Origin of the sequence: Hymenobacter sp. J193, assembly GCF_024700075.1 — a bacterium.
In the GTDB taxonomy this organism is placed as follows: Bacteria; Bacteroidota; Bacteroidia; order Cytophagales; family Hymenobacteraceae; genus Hymenobacter.
On sequence record NZ_JAJONE010000001.1, the window covers coordinates 3,324,400 to 3,344,178 of the forward strand.

Genomic DNA, 19,779 nt, shown 5'->3' on the forward strand with positions numbered 1-19,779 from the left:
ATAAACCAAGTCCCTAAGTACCCAAGTCCCTAATACCTAAACACTATGCAGCACGTATCGCCTGTACGGGAGCCGCTCGTAACCGGGGGAAAATCGTACCACGACGTCACGCAGGATGTGTGCCGTCAGGTAGAAGCCGCCCCGAATGTTCGGTGGATGGCGGCCCTGGCCGTGGCCCTGTTTTTTCTCGGTATTTTCTTCTACTCGGTTTACCGCACGCTGTGGTACGGTATCGGGGAGTGGGGTTTGAATAAAACGGTGGGCTGGGCCTGGGACATCACGAACTTCGTGTGGTGGGTAGGCATCGGCCACGCCGGCACGCTCATCTCGGCCGTACTGCTGTTATTCCGTCAAAAGTGGCGCACCTCCATCAACCGCGCCGCCGAAGCCATGACCATCTTCGCAGTAATCTGCGCGGCCATGTTCCCGGTACTGCACATGGGGCGTCCGTGGCTGGCTTTCTACGTATTCCCGCTGCAAAACACGCTTGGCTCGCTGTGGGCCAACTTCAACTCCCCGCTCTTATGGGACGTGTTTGCCATCAGCACTTACTTCACCGTGTCGCTGGTATTCTGGTACACGGGTCTGGTGCCCGACTTTGCTACCATTCGTGACCGCGCTAAAGGTCCTATTGCCAAAGTAGCTTATTCACTCCTGAGCATGGGCTGGAAAGGCTCAGCCAAGCACTGGAGCCGTTACGAAACGGTGTCGCTGATTCTGGCCGGCGTTTCAACCCCGCTGGTACTCTCCGTGCACACCATCGTATCGATGGACTTTGCTACCTCGGTTGTACCGGGTTGGCACACCACCATCTTCCCGCCCTACTTCGTGGCCGGCGCTATCTTCTCCGGCTTCGCCATGGTACTCACGCTGATGCTGATTACCCGCGTAGTGTTCAAGCTGGAAGACTATATCACCCTGGAGCACATTGCCCTCATGAATAAAATCATGATGATTACGGGCTCCATTGTAGGGGTGGCTTACATCACGGAGTTCTTCATTGCCTGGTATTCGCAGGTGGAGTTCGAGCAGTACGCCTTTATCAACCGCGCCACGGGCCCTTACTGGTGGGCTTACTGGAGCATGATGACCTGCAACGTAATTACGCCTCAGCTGGTGTGGTTCCGCCGGGTACGCTACAGCATCCCGCTCACGTTTATCCTCTCCATCATCGTAAACATCGGGATGTGGTTCGAGCGGTTTGTAATCATCGTTACCTCGCTGCACCGCGACTACCTGCCCTCATCCTGGGTTATGTTCTCGCCTTCCTGGATTGACATCGGCATCTATGTAGGTACGCTGGGCTTGTTCTTTACCTTGTTCCTCTTGTTTGCCAAGTTCTTCCCCGTGATTAACATGGCCGAGGTGAAGTCAGTACTTAAGTACACCGTGGACAATGGCCCCACCTACACGGGCCACGACCCGCACCACGCAGTTCATCAACCCGCCACCCACGGGGTTCCGGCTTCGGCTCCTGTAAACTACGATAAGCATGACTAAGCGCTTCGCCCTCGGCATCTTCGACGACGAAGACGTGCTGCTGCACGCCGTTGAAAACGTCCGCGAAGCGGGCGTGAAAATCTACGAAGTCTTCACCCCGTTCCCCATTCACGGCATCGACGATGTTCTCGGCATCGAACGTTCCCGCCTGCCCATTGCGGCCTTCTTCTATGGCCTCACAGGTTTGTGCTTTGCCCTGTGGCTGCAGATCTACACGCTGGGCTTCGACTGGCCAATGATCATCGGGGGTAAGCCCCACATTGCGCTGCCGGCCTTCATCCCGGTTTCTTTCGAGCTGACGGTATTCTTCTGCTGCCACGGCATGGTTATCACCTTCTATGCCATCAGCAAGCTGTATCCGCGCTGGAAAACTCCGGTGCTCGATGTGCGCTCTACCGACGACAAGTTTGTAGTAGCCATTGAGCTGAAGGAAGGCGTAGATCTGGGCAAAGTAACCCAGCTGCTGCGCGCCAATGGTGCTTCGGAGGTGAATGAAAAAGAAATGTCCAAGTTCTAATGACGCATTCGCTGAAACTAAGTCTGCAAGCGTCGGCCGTTCTGCTGGCATCGGTGTTCACCACTGCCTGCAACCGCCCCGACGACCCCGGCATTGAGTATGCTCCGGAGATGTACGAATCCATTCCGTACGACCCGTTGCGCCAAGTGAATGCCAACCGGGTGAACCCCATGGGTATCAATCAGCGCACCCCCGTGGTGGGCACAGTACCCCGTGGTAAAGCCAATTACTACAACCACATCGGGAAAGAGGATGTAGCTACCGCCGAAAAGGCGTTGCGTAATCCGTATGCTTACTCGAAAGAAAACCTGGAAGAAGGCAAAGCGCTGTATCTGCGCAACTGTCAGCACTGCCACGGCGAGCAGGGCGACGGACAGGGTGAAGTAGGCAAGAAGTTCAAAGGGGTGCCCAACTACTCGGCGGGCGCCTATAAAACCATGAACGACGGCCACATCTACCACGTGATTCAGTGGGGCAAAGGCCGCATGATGCCACACGGCTCGCAGGTAAACCCCGAGGAACGCTGGAAGATTACCATGTATGTGCGGGCGCTACAGCTGGGCAAAGGCCCGGATGGCGTAACGGACCTGCTGGCTTCGCGCGGCGCTTCTACGGCCGGCGTAGCTGTGGCTGACTCATCGCAGTCCCGCGACCAGCAGCAGCAGGCTCCGGTACAGGAGGCACAGGCGAACAAGGCTTCGGAAACTCCGGGCCAGGGTGGAGACAAAGCACGTAACGGCACGGCAAACTAATCTATGGCAACTCTGACGCATCACGACGCCGTGACGGCCGAATACCTGGAGGTTTCGTCGGGCACGCGCAAAAAATTTATCTGGATCATCATTGCCGGGGTGCTGGTTCTGGCAGCCGGTCTGCTGATTGCCGCCTTCAACATCGGCGGGCACCACGAAGCAGCTGGTGCAGCCCACGGTGCGGCCGCGGCCCACGGTGGCGCTGCTGAACACCACGGCAGTCCTATCTGGCTCAAGCGTCTCATCATGAGCTTGTGGCACAGCAACGTGTTCTTCCTCGGCGTATCAGTGGTCGGCACGGTGTTCCTGGCAATCCAGTCGGTAGCCTACGCAGGCTGGTCGGTACTGCTGCGCCGGGTGATGGAAGCGCTGGGCGCTTTCGTGCTGCCCGGAGGAATTCTGGTACTGCTCATCTTCGGCTTAGGCATGATCAATCATGACATCTTCCACTGGACGATGCCGGGCATCATGGTGGAAGGCGATGCCAACTACGATGCAATTGTTGCGGGCAAGTCAGGCTTCCTGAATGTTCCTTTCTACCTGATTCGCACAATTGTTTACGTTGGCATCTGGGCTTTTTTCACCCATAAGCTGCGTCAGCTCTCGTTGACCGAAGATCTGAACGGAGGCACGGAATACTTCCACCGGCACATCAATGTGTCAGCTCTGTTCCTAGTGCTGTTCGCAGTAACCTCGTCAATGTCGGCCTGGGACTGGATTATGTCGGTTGACGTGCACTGGTTCTCCACGATGTTTGGCTGGTACGTATTCGCCTCCTGGTGGGTATCGGGCATTGCGGCCATCACGCTTTGCACTATCCTGCTGAAACAGGCCGGCTACCTGCGCTGGGTGCAGGCCAGCCACCTGCACGACTTGGGTAAGTTCATGTTCGGCTTCAGCATTTTCTGGACCTACGTGTGGTTCTCGCAGTTCATGCTGATCTGGTACGCCAACCTGCCCGAAGAAGCCATCTACTTCAACCAGCGCCTTGGCGGCTTTGGCGGCCAGTATACCTGGCTGTTTTTCTTCAACCTGGTTATCAACTTCGTCTTCCCTTTCCTGGTGCTGATGACGCGGGATGCCAAGCGCCAGATGATCATGATGAAAATCGTGAGCATTGCTATCCTGATTGGCCACTGGTCGGACTTCTACCTGATGCTGATGCCTTCGACCATGCAGGAAAACAACGGATACCTGATTGAAATCGGCGTGGCATTGGTATTCCTGGGTGCGTTTCTGATTTTGATGACCAAGCGGCTGGCGCAGGCTCCGCTGGTTCCGTTGAATCACCCCTTCCTCGACGAAAGCCTTCACCACACCACCTAATCCGGGTAGTATCAGCCAGCGGCCGGAACCTATTCTTCCGGCCGCTGCTTACTAACCACAAGCTTTAACTTTCATCACCATGACAGTTCTTGGTATTCTTCTGGTGTTGGTGTTGCTGCTGGTCGTGTTTGGCCTGCTGTTCCGCCTCCAGATTCTCACCTCTATCTTCTCGGGTAGCTTCGTGCGCGAAATCGGCATGAGCAACCGCGTGAATGGCATTCTGATGCTGGCCTTCCTGTTGCTCGGCGGCGCGGCCTTCGCGTGGTCTTTCATCGAAAACTACAGCAAGATGAACCCGCCGATTGCCTCCGTACACGGCCACGCCACGGAACGTATGTTCTGGACCACGATGATCATCATCGGTATTGTGTTCGTGATTACGCAGGTTGCCCTGTTTGTGTACTCTTATAAGTACCAGCACCAGGACGGCCGCCGCGCCTTCTTCTTTCCCCACAACAACAAGATCGAAGTTATCTGGACGGTTATTCCGGCCATCGTAATGGCCGGTCTGGTGTTTGCTGGCTGGAAGGAGTGGAGCCGTATCACCGGCCCCGCCCCGAAGGACTCGGTGGTGCTCGAAGTAATGGGCAAGCAGTTCAACTGGCTGGTGCGCTACCCCGGCCGCGACCAGACCTTGGGCGTAGTAAACTACCGCCTGATTGACGCCACCAACGAGTTTGGCTTTGACCTGAGCGACCAGAAGGGCCTCGACGACTTCGTAGCCGGAGAAATCCACGTACCAAAAGGCCACCCGGTGCTGCTGAAAATCCGCTCCCGCGACGTACTTCACGCCGTGTATATGCCGCACTTCCGGGTGCAGATGTATGCTGTGCCGGGTATGCCTACCAAATTCTGGTTTACGCCCACCAAAACCACGGATGAGATGCGTGCCCAGCTTGGCAACCCCAGCTTCAACTACGAGCTGGCCTGCAACCAGATCTGCGGTCGGGGACACTTCGCCATGAAGCTGGCTATCATCGTGGATGAGCCGGACGACTACCAGGCCTGGTATGCCAAGCAGCAGTCGTTCTCGTCGCAGAATCCCGATGTGCTGGCTACTTTCAAACAAAAGGCCGCACCGCTGGGTACTGCTGAAACTACTCCGGCCGCGGCCGCTGTTGTTCCTGCTGCCAAGGCTTCGCTGTAACCTCTCTAAACCGCCCGCATTTCTATGGCTGCTAATCTTCCTACTCATTCGAACGTGCAAGGGGGCATCGGGGCAACCGAGCCCGGCCTCGAGCACGACGAACACCTGCACCATGATGAGCACCACGAGCATCATGAGCAGAACTTTCTGGAGAAATACGTTTTCAGCACCGACCACAAGGTTATTGCCAAGCAATTCCTGATTACGGGTATCTTCTGGGCTATTCTGGGTGGCACGCTGTCGAGCTTGTTCCGTCTGCAACTGGGCTGGCCCGAGGCTACCTTCGAGTGGCTCTCGCCCTTCCTGGGCAAGTGGATTGAAGCCGGTAAGCTGAACCCCGAGTTTTACCTGGCCCTGGTAACGATGCACGGCACCATCATGGTGTTCTTCGTGCTCACGGCTGGCTTGTCGGGTACGTTTTCCAACTTCCTGATTCCGCTGCAGATTGGGGCCCGCGACATGGCTTCGGGCTTTATGAACATGCTTTCATACTGGTTCTTCTTTATCTCCAGTGTGATTATGTTCGTGTCGCTGTTTATCGAAACCGGCCCCGCTGCTGCTGGCTGGACAATTTACCCGCCGCTGTCGGCGCTGCCCCAGGCCATTCCCGGCTCGGGTGCTGGTCAGACGCTGTGGCTGGTATCGATGGCGCTGTTCATTGTATCGCAGCTGTTGGGTGGCGTAAACTACATCACCACGGTTATCAACCTGCGTACCCGCGGCATGAGCATGAGCAAGCTGCCGCTCACCATCTGGTCGTTCTTCCTGACGGCTATTCTGGGCTTGCTCTCGTTCCCCGTGCTGTTTTCAGCCGCGCTGCTGCTGATCTTTGACCGTTCGTTTGGTACCTCCTTCTTCCTGTCGGACATCTACATTGCCGGGCAGGCGCTGCACAACGTGGGCGGCTCGCCGGTTCTGTTTCAGCACTTGTTCTGGTTCCTGGGTCACCCCGAGGTATACATCGTGATTATGCCCGCTATGGGTATGGTGTCGGAAATCCTGGCAACCAACGCCCGTAAGCCCATCTTCGGCTACCGCGCCATGATTGGCTCCCTACTGGGTATTTCGCTGCTGTCGTTCATTGTGTGGGCTCACCACATGTTCGTGACGGGCATGAACCCCTTCCTGGGCTCGGTCTTCATGTTCCTGACGCTCATCATTGCAGTGCCTTCGGCAGTGAAGACCTTCAACTGGCTGGCTACGCTGTGGCGCGGTAACATCCGCTTTACCACGGCCATGCTGTTCTCCATCGGCTTCGTGTCCCTATTCATTTCGGGTGGTCTGACGGGTATCATTCTCGGCAATGCTGCGCTGGATATTCAGATGCACAACACGTACTTCGTGGTTGCTCACTTCCACCTGGTAATGGGTTCCTCGGCCTTCTTCGGCCTGTGGGCCGGGGTGTACCACTGGTTCCCGAAGATGTTCGGTCGCATGATGGACGAGAAACTGGGTTACGTGCACTTCTGGCTGACGTTCATTGGCGTGTACCTGGTGTTCCTGCCGATGCACTACGTGGGCATTGCCGGTTTCCCCCGCCGCTACTACGCCTGGACCGGCTTCGACATGTTCTCGCAGTTTGCTGACTTGAACAAGTTTATTTCGCTGGCCGCTATTCTGGCCTTCTTTGCGCAGTTCATCTTCATTTTCAACTTCTTCTACAGCATTTTCCGCGGCCGCAAGTCTTCCCAGAACCCCTGGAACTCGACTACGCTGGAATGGACGGCGCCCATCGAGCCCGGCCACGGCAACTGGCCCGGCGAAATTCCCGCTGTGTACCGCTGGCCCTACGACTACAGCAAGCCCGGCGCAGTGGAAGACTTCATTCCGCAAAACGTGCCCTTCTCGAAGACGCAGTCGTCGAACCTGCCCTACGAGCGGGACATGGAATAGCCGCTGGCTTCTACTAACCCGAAACGGGCCGCTGTATCTACGGCGGCCCGTTTTCTTTCCGGCATTTTGTAGCACCTGCCCAGACATGTGCAAACCTTGGGAAGCTGCTTTGTTTCCCGTTATCTACGGCACCCGTCAGGCGTGCTCCTGCTTATGCAAACTCCTGCTTTTGTGCGCCGTTTCCGATTTTTCGGTATCCTGACAGTGGCAAGCGTTTACCTGTTGATTCTGGTAGGCGGCGTTGTGCGCAGTACCGGTTCCGGCATGGGCTGCCCCGACTGGCCCAAATGCTTTGGCTCCTGGGTGCCGCCCACCCACATCAGCCAGCTGCCCGCTGACTACAAAGAAGTGTACACAGCCCAGCGGGTAGCCAAAAACCAGAAGCTGGCCCGCACGCTGGAGCGGCTGGGCTTCGAGCAGGTGGCCGGAGAAATATTCGCGCACCCCACGCAGTATATCGAAACGGACTTCAATCCTACCAAAACCTGGATTGAGTACGTGAACCGCCTACTGGGTGCGCTGATTGGGGTGTTCATCTTCGTGACGGTACTGCTAGCGCTGCCCTACTGGCGCCGTGACCGGGCCGTGTTCTGGCTGACTTTCGGGAGCTTTGTGCTAACGGGCTTCCAGGGCTGGCTGGGGTCGTTGGTGGTATCTACCAACCTGCTGCCCATAATGGTGACGATACACATGGGGCTGGCCCTGGTGATTGTGGCTATGCTGCTCTATGCCGTGGACCGGTCGCAGCTGCGGCAGGGGGCCACATCGGAAGCCACGGTGGCGGGCCTGGGCTGGGGCCTGTGGCTGGCGGCTCTGGCAACATTTGGGCAGATCGTGCTGGGCACGCAGGTACGCGAGGAAGTGGATATGGTGGCCGCGGCCGCTCAGTATCTTGGCCGCAGCGAGTGGATAGAGCAGCTGGGCACTACCTTCCGGGTACACCGCACGTTCTCAGCCGTGCTGCTCGTGCTCAACCTGTACCTAGCCTACCGGCTGTACGTGGGCTCGAGGGGCAGCCTGCGGCCGCTGTCGGTGGCGGTAGTGGCAGCATTGGGGCTGGAAATTGTGGCGGGCATTACGCTGGCGTACTGGGCGCTGCCGGCGGCCGTGCAGCCGGTACACCTCACGCTGGCTACGGTGCTGTTTGGACTGCAGTTCCTAGTAGTGCTGGCTTACCATCGGGCCACTAAGTTGCGGCGGCAAGAAGCTAGTCCGGGCGTTGTTGCGTAACTTTGCGGCCCCGTTCGGGAAGCATTTGCCCCCGACGCGTTGTTATCCTCTCGCATGAGTAAAGCCCGGGCATATTTTCAGCTCCTTAAGTTTCGGTTGTCGCTGACGGTATCTTTTTCCAGCGCCGTCGGCTACCTGCTGGGCGCCAAGGAGCTGGACTGGAGCCGCGCGCTGCTGGTGATGCTGGGCGGCCTGGCCGTGACGGGTGCTGCCAACACTATCAACCAGATCTTCGAGAAGGACCTCGACAAGCTGATGAAGCGCACAGCCCAGCGCCCGTTGCCGCTGGGGATATTGTCCAGCGCCGAGGCGTGGGCATTTGTACTGCTGCTGGGCGGGCTGGGGCTGGGGATGCTGGCGTACTTCTTTAACCCGCTGGCGGCGGCCCTGTCGTTGATTTCCCTGATTCTGTACGGCTTCATCTACACCCCGCTTAAAACCATTTCGCCTATTTGTGTAGCTGTAGGCGCCATTCCGGGCGGCATGCCCCCACTCATCGGCTGGGTAGCGGCCACGGGCGTGCTGGGTATTGAGGGCTGGGTGCTGTTCGGCATCCAGTTTATGTGGCAGTTTCCGCACTTCTGGGCCATTGCCTGGGTGCTCGACGACGACTACAAAAAGGCCGGCTTCAAGATGCTGCCCACGCCCGGGGGCAAAGACATGCGCACGGCCATTCAGATCATGACTTACACGCTGGTGCTCATTCCGCTGAGCTTGCTGCCGCTGTACTTCGGCATGACGGGCACCACGTACGCTATGGTGGCCGCCATTTGCGGGGTGCTGTTCCTGATGCAAACCTTCTACCTGATGCGCACCTGCACCAAAAAAGCGGCTATGCGCATCATGTTTGGCTCCTTCCTGTATCTGCCCATCGTGCAGATTGCCCTTGTGCTCGACAAAGTGTAATTAACTGGGTGGATAGCTGAATTGCTGAGTGGTTACTTGTTGTTATCTGAGATGACAACCCTACCGCAAGGCATCAAATCAACCCTCAAAAGTCAATACTATGCATCCTGCCGAAACCCTAACCAACAAAGAGCCCGGTACCGGTCTGCACCCGACCCGGCTGGTTCTGTGGCTGATGATTATCAGCATCTTCATGATTTTTGCCGCTTACACCAGCGCCTACATTGTGCGCCGGGAAGAAGGCAACTGGCTGGAGTTTGAGCTGCCCGCCAGCATGCTCATCAATACCGTGCTGATTGTGCTGAGCAGCGCCGCGGTGCAGTGGGCCTACTTTGCCGCCCGCAAGGATGAGCTAAACCAGGTGAAGCTTGGCCTGGGGCTGACGCTGCTGCTGGGGGCGGCTTTCCTGGTAGGGCAGTGGCAGGTGTGGGCCGAGCTGGTGCGTAACAAGATTCACTTTGGCGGCGTTGATGCTAATCCATCGGGTTCGTTTCTGTACGTGCTGATGGGTGTGCACGCTTTTCACCTGGTTACGGGGCTGATTTTTCTGCTGAAAGTGTTGCGCAAAAGCTTTAACTATCAGGTGCATTCACGCCAGATGCTGTCCATTGGCAACGTCACAATCTACTGGCACTTCCTCGGGGGGCTTTGGTTGTACCTGTATTTGTTCCTACTTTTGAACCACTAGTTTTTCGACCTTCTTTACCTGCACTATGGCCATTTCACAAGCGGCAACGCAGCACGCTGCCACTCTCGACACGCCCCGCAGCGGACCTTGGGACGGCGGCAATGAACCATTTAAGGCAAGCTACGGCAAGCTGATGATGTGGTTCTTCCTGTTGTCGGACGCCTTCACCTTCGCCGCCTTCCTCACCACCTACGGCCTCATCCGTCACCGCCACGCGGCGTTCGATGCGGCCTCCGGCAAAGCGTTTGAATTTTCCTCGGCCTACTGGCCCGTGCCCGACAAGGTGTTCAACTCCTTCCCCGGCCTGCACGGCATGGACCTGCCGCTGGCTTTCGTGGCTTTGATGACGATGATTCTCATCTTCTCCTCCGTGACGATGGTACTGGCCGTAGAAGCCGGCCATCGTATGGATAAGAAGGACGTGCAGAAGTGGCTGCTATGGACGATTCTGTTCGGGGCTACCTTCCTGGCCTCGCAGGCCTGGGAATGGAGCCACTTTATCGGCGGCACCGACGAAGGTACGCGCATGGCCGATGGCACCATTTTCCACGGCGCCAACCTGACGATGAATCAGTACGGTCCCGTGCTGTTCGCTGACCTGTTCTTCTTCATCACTGGTTTCCACGGCACGCACGTATTCTCGGGCGTCTGCCTGCTGGTGTGGGCATTCATTGCTACCACCAATGGTACCTTCGAAAAGCGCGGCCACTACGAAATGGTGGAAAAGATTGGCCTCTACTGGCACTTTGTAGACCTGGTGTGGGTGTTCGTCTTCACCTTCTTCTACCTCGTTTAGGAGGTAATTAAGAATTATGAATTAAGAATTGAGAAGTATCGGTCAGGCCGGTTATGTCTTGATTTTTAGTCATCAATTCTTAGTTCTCCATTCTCCATTCTTAATTCTCAACACAATGGCTCATCACGTAGGCCTCGACCCGCATAATCCAGCCGAAATTGCCAAGCCAAACACCGGCTGGATCTGGAAAACGTTCTTCGTTCTGGTTGGCATCACGGCCCTGGAATTCGTGTTCGTATTCCTGATGGACCCCGGCACGCTCCGCAATGCCATCTTCATCATCCTCACCATCTTCAAGGCGTTCTTCATCGTGGCGGAGTTCATGCACTTGAAGCATGAAACCAAGGGCTTGATCTGGACGATTATGGTGCCGATGGCCCTGCTGGTGTGGCTGCTGGTGGCTTTGATTACGGAAGGCTCGTACATCAACGAGGCCGTTTTCAACCGCTAACCGCATGCGGCCCAAACAAACCCTCGTGTTGGGCCTGATGTTGCTGGTGCCGGTGCTGGCGTTTCTGTTTCTGAATACGTTCGGAACCAACCGTTACGCGCTGCCAACTTACCTGCCCGACCGCGTCGACTCGACGCAGGTAGGGGGGAGTGGCAGCGCGATACTGTTTTTCACCAGATCCAGCTGCCGCCGGTTCAGTCGCAGTCCGGCCGCGCCATTTCCAGCCGGGACCTGGCCGATGGCCTGTACGTGGCCAATTTCTTTTACACTACCTGCCCCGGCGCCTGCCCGCAGGTGAGCAGCCAGCTGCAGCGCGTGCAGGAGAAGTTTCGCCGCGAGCCGCGCCTGCGCCTCGCGTCCTTCACCCTCGACCCCGCCCACGACACACCGGCCCAACTGGAGCGCTACGCCGAGCAGTACGGCGCCATTGCGGGCAAATGGCTTTTCCTGACCGGTGACAAAAGCGCGCTGTATCGTTTAGCCACGGATGAGTTTCGCTTGCCGCCGCCCCAGGGCGTATCGCCGGGGCTGGAGCACAGCCAGCAACTGTTGCTGGTAGACCGCACCGGCCATTTGCGTGGCCGCTACGATGGTACCAGTGCCAAGGAGATTGAGCGGCTCATCACCGAAATCGGCGTAATGCTTTACTCGTATGACCTCGAACAACCCGGCCGTTAATCCCGGCAACTTCACCAAGTATAAAATCCTTTTGGGGGCGCTGGCGGCCATTATTCCGCTGGCCGTGGCCGTGCTGTACTTCTTTCCCGGCGCGTTTCAGGTTTCGGGGCTGAATGTGAAGGCCCTGCCAGAAGTAAATGCCTGGCTGAACTCGCTCACGGCACTTTTCCTGGTGGTCGGCTACTACTTTATCCGGCGCAAAAACGTGGCCCGGCACCGACTGATGATGGGCCTGGCCTTTCTGCTGGGCTCGTTGTTTCTGGTGTCGTACGTGGCCTACCACTCACAGGTGCCGTCCACCAGGTTTGGCGGCCAGGGGCTGATTCGTGGGGTATATTACTTTATCCTACTTACCCACATTGTGCTGGCTGCCGTGACGGTGGGGCTTGTGCTGTTTACCCTGTATTTCGCCCTCACGGAGCAGTTTCAGAAGCACCGCCGCATTGCCCGCTGGACCTTTCCCATCTGGCTGTACGTGTCGGTGACGGGCGTCATCGTGTACCTAATGATTTCACCCTATTACCAGTAGGCAGTTGCCCGTTGATAGTTTTTCGTTGCCAGTGGCTGAAGCGTTAAACTCTTGCTACTGGCAACCGGCAACTGAAAACCGATACAACGAAACTTTCCCCGGCAGCGGGTGTTGGCTTAGAAGATGAAAAAGCTAGTTATTTTTGCCCTGTGGCTGGTGTTGCTCACCACCCTGCGGAGCGTGGCCCCAATGGCCGCGCAGGCTCAGTGCACCATGTGCAAAACCCAGGTAGAGGCCTCCCGCTCCGATAAGGACGGCTACGATACCTCCGGTCTTAACAAAGGGATTCTGTACCTGATGACGATTCCGTACCTGCTGATTGGGACGGTGGGCTTCTGGTGGTATCGAAACAACAAAAAGAAAAAGCTGGCTCAGCGCTAACCTAATGCCGCACCATCCGTCGACGGCCCTGGCCTTGCTGGCACTCCGGTGCCCACGCTGCCACACGGGGCCGTTGTTTCGGTATCCGGCCTACCAGCTGCGCAGGTTCGATGCTATGTATGAGGCCTGCCCCGTGTGCGGGCAGCACTACGAGCCGGAAGTAGGGTTCTACTGGGGCGCCATGTACATCAGCTACGGCTTGTCGGTGGGTATTGTGGTGCTGGTGGGCCTTACGCTCTACTATCTGGCCGGCGACCCGCCCGTGTGGGTGTACATTACCAGCGTGGCTTTCGCGGTGATACTGCTCACGCCGCTGCTGTTCCGCTACGCCCGGGCCCTGATGCTGTACTGGTTTGGCTCCATCGACTACGACCCTGCCCGGGCCCCGCTGACTACTCACCAATAGGAAATGCCGCCATTTGGCGGCATTTTTGTCTGTAGCGGCGTCCTCCCAGGTATAGAGCGGTGGTCCATTATTAAGAAATCGGAACACGGCCAAATATAACTCGGGATGCGCTTAGCCATGTTGCCGTGGCCAACAGCTCATTTTCTTGTTCCTCCGCCCTTGTCGTCTTCGCGCTTTTCTCCCTGGTTTCTGCTGTTGCTGGCCGCGCTATGCTTTGTAGCTGCCTTCGTGAGCAACCACTACGGGCTGGCTACCAGCGTGCTGATGCGGGCCGAGGCCCGCCAGATTCAGGCCCTGGTACGGCAGGCCGAGCGCACTGCCGACGAGGAAGCCGACGAACTGGCCATAGATATACAGCGGGGCGAGGTAAGCTTCGAACGGCTGCTGCAGGGTGCTACGTACCCCACCTTCGTGTTCCGCGACCTGCGCCTGCTGTATTGGTCCGACCACACCATGCGGCCGGAAATGGAAAACGCCACCCAGCCATTTCGGGAAAAGCTGGTGGATATGAAGTTTGGCCGCTTCCTGGCTCTGCGTCGGCAGGCAGGCCCCTACGTGATTCTGACGTATGTGCCGCTGGAAAAAAACTACGGCATCAGCAACCGCTACCTGCGGGAGGGCGCCACGCAGGCCTTATTCCGGGGCCTGAACCTGCGCGTAGTACCGAATGACGTAAGCGGCCGGTTGCCCCGGCTGTATTCGGCCAAAGGGGCCTACCTGTTTTCCCTGGAAAGCGTGCAGGCCAACCCCACTACGGGCAAGTACGTGCCGGCCGCCCTGCTGCTGCTGGGTATTATCCTGTACCTGGCGGGCTGGCTGCTGCTGGCCCGGCGCCTGTTTGCGCTGCGGCGGCCGCTGCGCGGCGCCGCAGCGGTGCTGCTGCCGCTGGTGGCTCTGCGGGCGGTGCTGCTATACTGGGGGCTGCCGTTTTCCTTTATCGAGTTGCCCCTGTTCGACCCGCGCGTGTACGCTGCCTCGGCTATTTCTCCTTCCCTGGGCGACCTGATCCTCAACGCGCTGGTGATGGTAGTGGTGGCGGTGTACGGGCTGCGGCTGTTTCGGCGGTACGGGGTGCTGCGGCGCATCGGGCAGCTGCAGCGCGACCCTGCGCGCGTGGCCCTGGGTACTGTGGCGGTACTCTCGTTCTACGGGCTACTTATCACGCTGTACCAGTTCTACGCCAGCACCTTCACCAACTCCCAGCTCAACCTCGATATAACCCAGAGTATCCAGGTTTCGGCCTTCAAGCTGCTGCTGCTGCTGGCCATTGTGCTGCATACGGGGGGCTATCTGCTGGCCCTGTACCTGCTCACGCAGTGTTTCGTAGCTATTTTGCGGCCCGCTACCAAAAGCGTGGCAGTGCTGATGCTGGCGGGCAGTATGCTGGTGTTTCTGCCGCTGGGGCTGCTGCTAAGCCAGCCATATATCACGCTGCTGGGCCTCACGCTGGGCTTTTTTCTGATTCTGCGCTTAACCGGGCTGCGGCCGCTGGCGGCGGTGGTGCCCTACCAGCTTTACCTGCTTGTGTTTCTGATGGTGGCCTTGAGCGCGGCCATCGGCGGCCTGGCTTTGTACATGCACTTCAACCGGCAGCTGATTCAGAACAAGCAGAAACTGGCCAGCAACCTGCTCGTCGACAATGACCTGCAAGGGGAGTTCCTGCTTACCGAGCGTACCCGCGAAATGGCCAACGACCCGTTCATTAAGGCGCGTATCACCGGCCCGTTCGGCAACCAGGACCTGGTGCGCCAGAAAATCGAGAAGTACTACCTGCGCGACTACTTCGATAAATATGAAACCTCGGTGCGGTTTTTCGACGGAGCCGGGCTGCCCCTGGGCAGCTCCGCCTCTGAGGCGCTGCCTGCCGTGGAAAACCGCCTGCTGCGTAACGCCGTGCCCACCGATCAGCCCCGGCTGTTTCTGCTGCATGATGGAGCCACGTTCAGCACGCGCCGCTACGTCACGTTTGTACCCGTGCGGGCTCCCTCGGGTGCACGGGCTACCATTGTGCTGGAGCTGGCTCTCAAAAAGCTCACCACCTATAGCCTGGTGCCGGAGCTGCTGGTGGATGAAAAGTTCTTTCAGCCGGGGCTGGGGCCGGAGCTCAGCTACGCCGGCTTCGAGCAGGACCGGCCCGTGTACAGTGAGGGGGACTTCGACTACGTTAACAATCTGAACCATCAGGCCCTGCACGACCCCCGGCTCTATACCACGGGCCTATCATTGGCCGGCATGCACCACCTGGGCGTGCGTGGGCCGCAGGAGCGGGTGGTGGTGGTTACCACACCACGCTACTCCTTCACGAGCTGGCTGGCCAACTTCTCCTTTCTATTTTTGCTGCACACGTTTTTCTGGCTGCTGTGCGTAGTTGCCTACATGGTGCTGCGCGGCAAGTACCCGCGCATGCTGCGCACCAACTTCAGCACCAAGATTCAGCTGTTCCTGAACGTAGGCATCCTGATTCCGCTGCTGGTGGTGAGCGTGGCCACGGCCAGCCAGGTAACGGCCTCCTATAAGCGCGACCTGCTGCGCACCTACGAGCGGCGCGGCAAGGCTGTACAGGACAACCTGCTGAAAAACACTGCGCTGCTGGCCGATTCCACCAACCGTACCCAGCTCACTGAAGCCGCCGCCAATGTAGCCAGCCTCACCGAAACCGACCTGAACCTCTACGACGGCCAGGGCCAGCTGCTGGTCAGCAGCCAGCCACTCATTTTTGAGAGTGGCCTGCTGAGCCCTTTGATGAACCCGCAGGCGCTGAAGGCCCTGGCCGAGCGCAGCCAGCCGCGCATCCTGCTTTCCGAAAGGGCGGGTACACTCTCGTTTAATGCCTTGTATCTGCCGCTACGGACGGTTACGGCGGCGGGCACCAGCGTGGTGGGCTACGTAGGTATTCCGTTTTTCGACTCGGAAAAGGAGCTGGACACCAAGCTTATCGAGCTGGTCGATACTATCCTGAATATCTTCACGGTGATGTTCATTTTGTTTCTGGCCCTCACGTTTTTGGCCTCGCGCTACCTTACGGCCCCGCTCAAGCTCCTCACCGAAAAGCTCAAGCACACCACCCTCACCGGCCAGAACGAAATGCTCACCTACGAGTCGTCGGATGAAATCGGGCTGCTGGTGCGCGAGTACAACACCATGCTGCGCAAGCTGGAGGAAAGCAAGCAGGAGCTGGCCGCCCAGGAAAAAGAAGCCGCCTGGCGCGAAATGGCCCGGCAGGTGGCCCACGAAATCAAGAACCCGCTCACGCCCATGAAGCTGAGCTTGCAGTTTCTGCAGCGCGCTATCCACGACGGCCACGCCGACCTCTCGGAGCTGATTGGCCGGGTGTCGCAGACGCTCATCACGCAGATTGACGTGCTTACGGACATTGCTACCTCCTTCAGCAACTTCACCAACCTGCCCGCCATGCGCCCCGAACGGCTGGATGTGGCCGCCGTGCTGCGCCGCTGCGTGGGTTTGCACCAGGGCAACGGCCAGGTGCGCCTGCAGCTGCCCCCCGAAGCCGAGGAACTCGGTTACACTGTGTACGCCGACGAAAGCCTGCTGGTGCGCACCTTCAACAACCTGTTCATCAATGCTCTACAGGCAGTGCCCGAGGGGCGTCGGCCGGAGGTAGAGGCCAGTATAGAGCTGGTGGGAACCAGTAAAGTGCGCATTGCCATCGAAGACAACGGCGCTGGCATTCCGGAAGAAGTACAGGAGAAAATCTTCGTGCCCAACTTCACCACCAAGGAAAAAGGCTCCGGCATTGGGCTGGCCGTGGCCCGGCGTGGCATTGAAAGTGCGGGCGGCAGCATCTGGTTTGAAACCTGGGAAGGCACCGGCACTACGTTCTACATCGAGCTGCCGCTGGCAGGCTGATGGTTTGGGGCTGGTTTCCGGAGTAAGGGGGGGGCCACCAATGCTTCGTCCTGCGGCAAGATCAGAAGGAGACAACAGCTGCCACGGCCTACTTCACCTCGTCCCCATCGGTATCGATGGTGAAAGTGCGGCCCTGCTGCGTGACGCGGGCGCGACCATCAATGAAGTCGGTGGCGGCGGTGTAGCGGCCAAAGGGCTCCGTGCCCTCGGTGGGGTCTTTCAGGTAGTCGGGCGTGATGAAGGTGTAGCCGTCGGCCAGACGCACGCGGGCCAGCCCCTGCTGAAAAGAGTAGGCCTCGCGGAAAATGACGGGTGGTTTGGCGGGGTCTTCCTCCCTGGGGCCGCTGATGTAGTGCCAGCCCCGGTAGTCGAGCACGGCAGCGTAGCCTTCGGCGAAGTCCAGCGCGTTGAAGTAGTACGTGTTGAATTCCTGTCCGTCCTGATCCAGAAACGTGTAGGCGTCGCCCACCCGCACGCGGGCGTAGCCCCCGGCGTAGGGGTTCAGGGCATCATAAGCAGGCTTCACCACTTCTTCGCCCTCCTCGTTCACCAGACCGAATGCTCCGTCGGCTTCCACCACGGCGTGGCCTTCCCGAAACTCCGCCACCGAAGCGTACCGAGCGGGCACCACTGGCTCGTCGCCCCCGGTGGTGAAGCCCCATTTGCCGTTTTCCTGGAATGGCCTGGGGGCCGAAGCGGAAACAGCCCGGCTCAGGCCCCAGCCACCCAGCCCCAGCACGGCCAGTGCCCCGGCCGCCATAGCCAGGCGTGGCAGCAGGCGCCGCCACTGCCGCAGCCGGGCAAAGCTCAAAGCTGCCGTAGCTGCCACCGATGTTGCTCGTCGCGGGGCCTCCGCCCCGGCTATGCTACCCGGGCGGGTAGCCTCAGTAGGGGTTGCCAGGCCTGGAGTAGCCAGAGCGGTGGCAGCTGCTGCCGGCGTTGGCTGCGTATTCAGCTGCTGAATCAGCTGGCTTAGCTGCGCGATTTTAGCGTCCAGCTCGGCGTTGCGCGCCGCCGACTCGGCCCGGGAAGCCGCAATGGCTTCTTCCACCAGGGTTTTTTCACGGCTTTCAGCAGCCAGCCGGGCCTGCAGAGCGGCGGCTTCGGCGGGGGCGTTTGGGGCTTGGGCGAGCTGGGTGCGTAGCGCGGTGATATGCTGCTCCCGCTCGGCTTCCCGAGCTTCCAGGGCGCGCATCTGCTCGTTCAGGTCGGCTTGCAGCTGGTGGCGCACTTGCTCCAGCTCCTGCTTTTCGGCGCGGCGGGCGGCCACCGCCTGGGCGTCGTAGCCGTAGGGCGCATCGTCGGGCACGTCGTGGGCGCCCAGCCACTGCCAGAGGCGGCGCAGTGGGCTGCCGCTGGTGGATTCGGGCGCTGGGCTATGGCTGGCGGCTGGGGTGGGTTCTGCGGGCGCGTCGTCTTCGGCCAGGTCGCGGGCCCACTGGGTGAGGTCGGCGTCGGTCAGGTCGATATCGGGGCGGGCCAACTGCCGCAGGCGGCGCGGCAGTTGGCCCGCTTCGCACAGTAGCTGGAAGCCGCTGGTAGCGGGGCTGGAGGCAAGCTGCTCTTCCACCTCCGGCCCAAACGTCACCGGCCCATCAAACACCACCACTCCCGAAATAAACTGCAGGTTGGCTTGCTCCGAACTCAGCTGAGGCGCCAGCCAGGAAGCTAATGCTTCCTTCTGCCGCTGAAACTGCTCAAATGGATTATCGGTGTCCCAGTCGCCGGGGAGCGGAGTATTATCGAGCTTCCAGGTGCCGTAGCGAAGGGCCGGGATGTTGAGCTGACCACCGCGCGGCACCAGCAGCAGCACCGTAATACTGTGCGGCCGCACCACCACCGCATCCAGGGCCGGGCCATCCTCTTCCACGGCCAAGTTGCCCAGCAGCAGGGTAATGGGGCCGGTGTCGTCGGCGCGCAGGGCTTCGCGTACGGCCGCGTAGTGGCGCTGCCGGGCGGCATCGGCAAACGGCGTAATCAAAAACTCATGCAACATGAAAAATCAACAAAAGCAATTTCATAGTAGGGGCAGGGCTTGCCCCCGCTCGCCGTTGAACGAAACCGGCGGTGCATAGCAGCGCGAACTGTGCCGTTCTTGCTTGGGAAGATTCAGCGTGGGGTAGCCTACTATATAGTTCGCGCTACAACCCTGGAAAGCAGAAACCGCCATTACTCATCGTGCCGGCCTTTGTGCTTCTTGGCTTTCTTGCGCTTGCCCCAGGCATGGCCCCGGCCGGGGTAGTCGCCGCCCAGCAGCCGGGCCAGCACCGTGGCCTGGGACTGGGCGCGGGGCGCCGCCGTAGCCGGGGCCGCCAGCGCCAAACCCTGGCTGGTGCTGCTGACGGCCACTGCGCGCCCGCGCAGGTCGCAGCCCTGGCCTTCCCGTAGCTCGGTGCGCTGGCCGTTGGCAGCCACCACGAAGCCGTCTTTGGTAATGGTGTGGCCGGTGGGCAGGTGGGCGTCGTGCGTCATGGGGCGGCGCTGGCCGTTGCGCACCACGTACATCTGGCCATGCAGGCGTTGGAACCCGTCGTTGCTCTGGGCCTGAGCCTGGGCGGCCAGCAACAGCAGCCCCACCACGCAGAATCGTAAAAAACTTCGCATACAAGCGGTGGAGGCAGGTGAGAGGGAAATGTACCGGGCAGTACGAAGCCGGCCGGCCGGGGTTGGCAGCAACCACCGCGCCAACTCCGCCCGGCCGCTGGCTGGCAC

The 19,779-nt window shown here is 59.2% G+C and carries 18 protein-coding genes; 16 read left to right on the forward strand and 2 right to left on the reverse strand.

Going from position 1 to position 19,779, the window contains the following annotated elements; all coding sequences use genetic code 11:
- Nucleotides 1-45: 45 nt before the first annotated feature.
- The 16 genes from nrfD to LRS06_RS14690 all read left to right on the forward strand — a co-directional run bounded on the left by nrfD (nucleotide 46) and on the right by LRS06_RS14690 (nucleotide 17,067).
- Entirely contained in the window at nucleotides 46-1,500 is a 1,455-nt protein-coding gene (gene nrfD, locus LRS06_RS14615) for an NrfD/PsrC family molybdoenzyme membrane anchor subunit (protein ID WP_257872146.1), read from the forward strand.
- Nucleotides 1,493-2,017: a DUF3341 domain-containing protein gene (locus LRS06_RS14620; RefSeq protein ID WP_257872147.1), complete on the forward strand. Its 525-nt coding sequence runs from the start codon at nucleotides 1,493-1,495 to the stop codon at nucleotides 2,015-2,017. Before nrfD ends, LRS06_RS14620 begins: the two co-directional genes overlap by 8 nt.
- Nucleotides 2,017-2,769, forward strand: a complete 753-nt coding sequence (locus tag LRS06_RS14625) for a cytochrome c (protein ID WP_257872148.1) — start codon at nucleotides 2,017-2,019, stop codon at nucleotides 2,767-2,769. Before LRS06_RS14620 ends, LRS06_RS14625 begins: the two co-directional genes overlap by 1 nt.
- A 3-nt stretch (nucleotides 2,770-2,772) precedes the next feature.
- Nucleotides 2,773-4,095, forward strand: a complete 1,323-nt coding sequence (locus LRS06_RS14630) for a quinol:cytochrome C oxidoreductase (RefSeq protein ID WP_257872149.1) — start codon at nucleotides 2,773-2,775, stop codon at nucleotides 4,093-4,095.
- Nucleotides 4,096-4,174: 79 nt separating this feature from the next.
- A complete protein-coding gene (locus LRS06_RS14635; RefSeq protein ID WP_257872150.1) occupies nucleotides 4,175-5,242 on the forward strand; it encodes a cytochrome c oxidase subunit II in 1,068 nt (355 codons plus the stop codon).
- 24 nt (nucleotides 5,243-5,266) lie between these two features.
- On the forward strand, nucleotides 5,267-7,135 hold the full coding sequence (locus LRS06_RS14640; protein WP_257872151.1) for a cbb3-type cytochrome c oxidase subunit I: 1,869 nt from the start codon (nucleotides 5,267-5,269) through the stop codon (nucleotides 7,133-7,135).
- A 153-nt stretch (nucleotides 7,136-7,288) separates the two neighbouring features.
- Nucleotides 7,289-8,365, forward strand: coding sequence for a heme A synthase (locus LRS06_RS14645; RefSeq protein WP_257872152.1), 1,077 nt, complete (start codon nucleotides 7,289-7,291; stop codon nucleotides 8,363-8,365).
- A gap of 54 nt (nucleotides 8,366-8,419) precedes the next feature.
- Complete coding sequence (cyoE, locus tag LRS06_RS14650) at nucleotides 8,420-9,271, forward strand: heme o synthase (protein WP_257872153.1); 852 nt, start codon at nucleotides 8,420-8,422, stop codon at nucleotides 9,269-9,271.
- A 100-nt stretch (nucleotides 9,272-9,371) separates the two neighbouring features.
- Complete coding sequence (locus LRS06_RS14655) at nucleotides 9,372-9,959, forward strand: cytochrome c oxidase subunit 3 (protein ID WP_257872154.1); 588 nt, start codon at nucleotides 9,372-9,374, stop codon at nucleotides 9,957-9,959.
- A 25-nt stretch (nucleotides 9,960-9,984) separates the two neighbouring features.
- On the forward strand, nucleotides 9,985-10,755 hold the full coding sequence (locus tag LRS06_RS14660; RefSeq protein WP_257872155.1) for a cytochrome c oxidase subunit 3: 771 nt from the start codon (nucleotides 9,985-9,987) through the stop codon (nucleotides 10,753-10,755).
- Nucleotides 10,756-10,870: 115 nt separating this feature from the next.
- Entirely contained in the window at nucleotides 10,871-11,206 is a 336-nt protein-coding gene (locus LRS06_RS14665) for a cytochrome C oxidase subunit IV family protein (RefSeq protein ID WP_257872156.1), read from the forward strand.
- 183 nt (nucleotides 11,207-11,389) lie between these two features.
- Nucleotides 11,390-11,884 carry an SCO family protein gene (locus tag LRS06_RS14670; RefSeq protein ID WP_257873418.1) on the forward strand — a complete coding sequence of 165 codons (495 nt, stop codon included), beginning with the start codon at nucleotides 11,390-11,392 and terminating at the stop codon, nucleotides 11,882-11,884.
- Nucleotides 11,859-12,413: a DUF420 domain-containing protein gene (locus LRS06_RS14675; protein ID WP_257872157.1), complete on the forward strand. Its 555-nt coding sequence runs from the start codon at nucleotides 11,859-11,861 to the stop codon at nucleotides 12,411-12,413. Before LRS06_RS14670 ends, LRS06_RS14675 begins: the two co-directional genes overlap by 26 nt.
- A gap of 123 nt (nucleotides 12,414-12,536) precedes the next feature.
- Nucleotides 12,537-12,794: a hypothetical protein gene (locus LRS06_RS14680; RefSeq protein WP_257872158.1), complete on the forward strand. Its 258-nt coding sequence runs from the start codon at nucleotides 12,537-12,539 to the stop codon at nucleotides 12,792-12,794.
- 4 nt (nucleotides 12,795-12,798) lie between these two features.
- Nucleotides 12,799-13,200, forward strand: a complete 402-nt coding sequence (locus LRS06_RS14685) for a DUF983 domain-containing protein (RefSeq protein ID WP_257872159.1) — start codon at nucleotides 12,799-12,801, stop codon at nucleotides 13,198-13,200.
- Nucleotides 13,201-13,359: 159 nt separating this feature from the next.
- Nucleotides 13,360-17,067, forward strand: a complete 3,708-nt coding sequence (locus LRS06_RS14690; protein WP_257872160.1) for a HAMP domain-containing sensor histidine kinase — start codon at nucleotides 13,360-13,362, stop codon at nucleotides 17,065-17,067.
- Between the two features lie 88 nt (nucleotides 17,068-17,155).
- On the opposite strand, the gene LRS06_RS14695 is transcribed toward LRS06_RS14690, so the two are convergent.
- On the reverse strand, nucleotides 17,156-19,063 hold the full coding sequence (locus LRS06_RS14695) for a WG repeat-containing protein (protein WP_257872161.1): 1,908 nt from the start codon (nucleotides 19,061-19,063) through the stop codon (nucleotides 17,156-17,158).
- 173 nt (nucleotides 19,064-19,236) lie between these two features.
- Nucleotides 19,237-19,671 (reverse strand): DUF6799 domain-containing protein, encoded by a 435-nt coding sequence (locus tag LRS06_RS14700; protein ID WP_257872162.1) that lies wholly within the window; start codon nucleotides 19,669-19,671, stop codon nucleotides 19,237-19,239.
- Nucleotides 19,672-19,779: the final 108 nt, after the last annotated feature.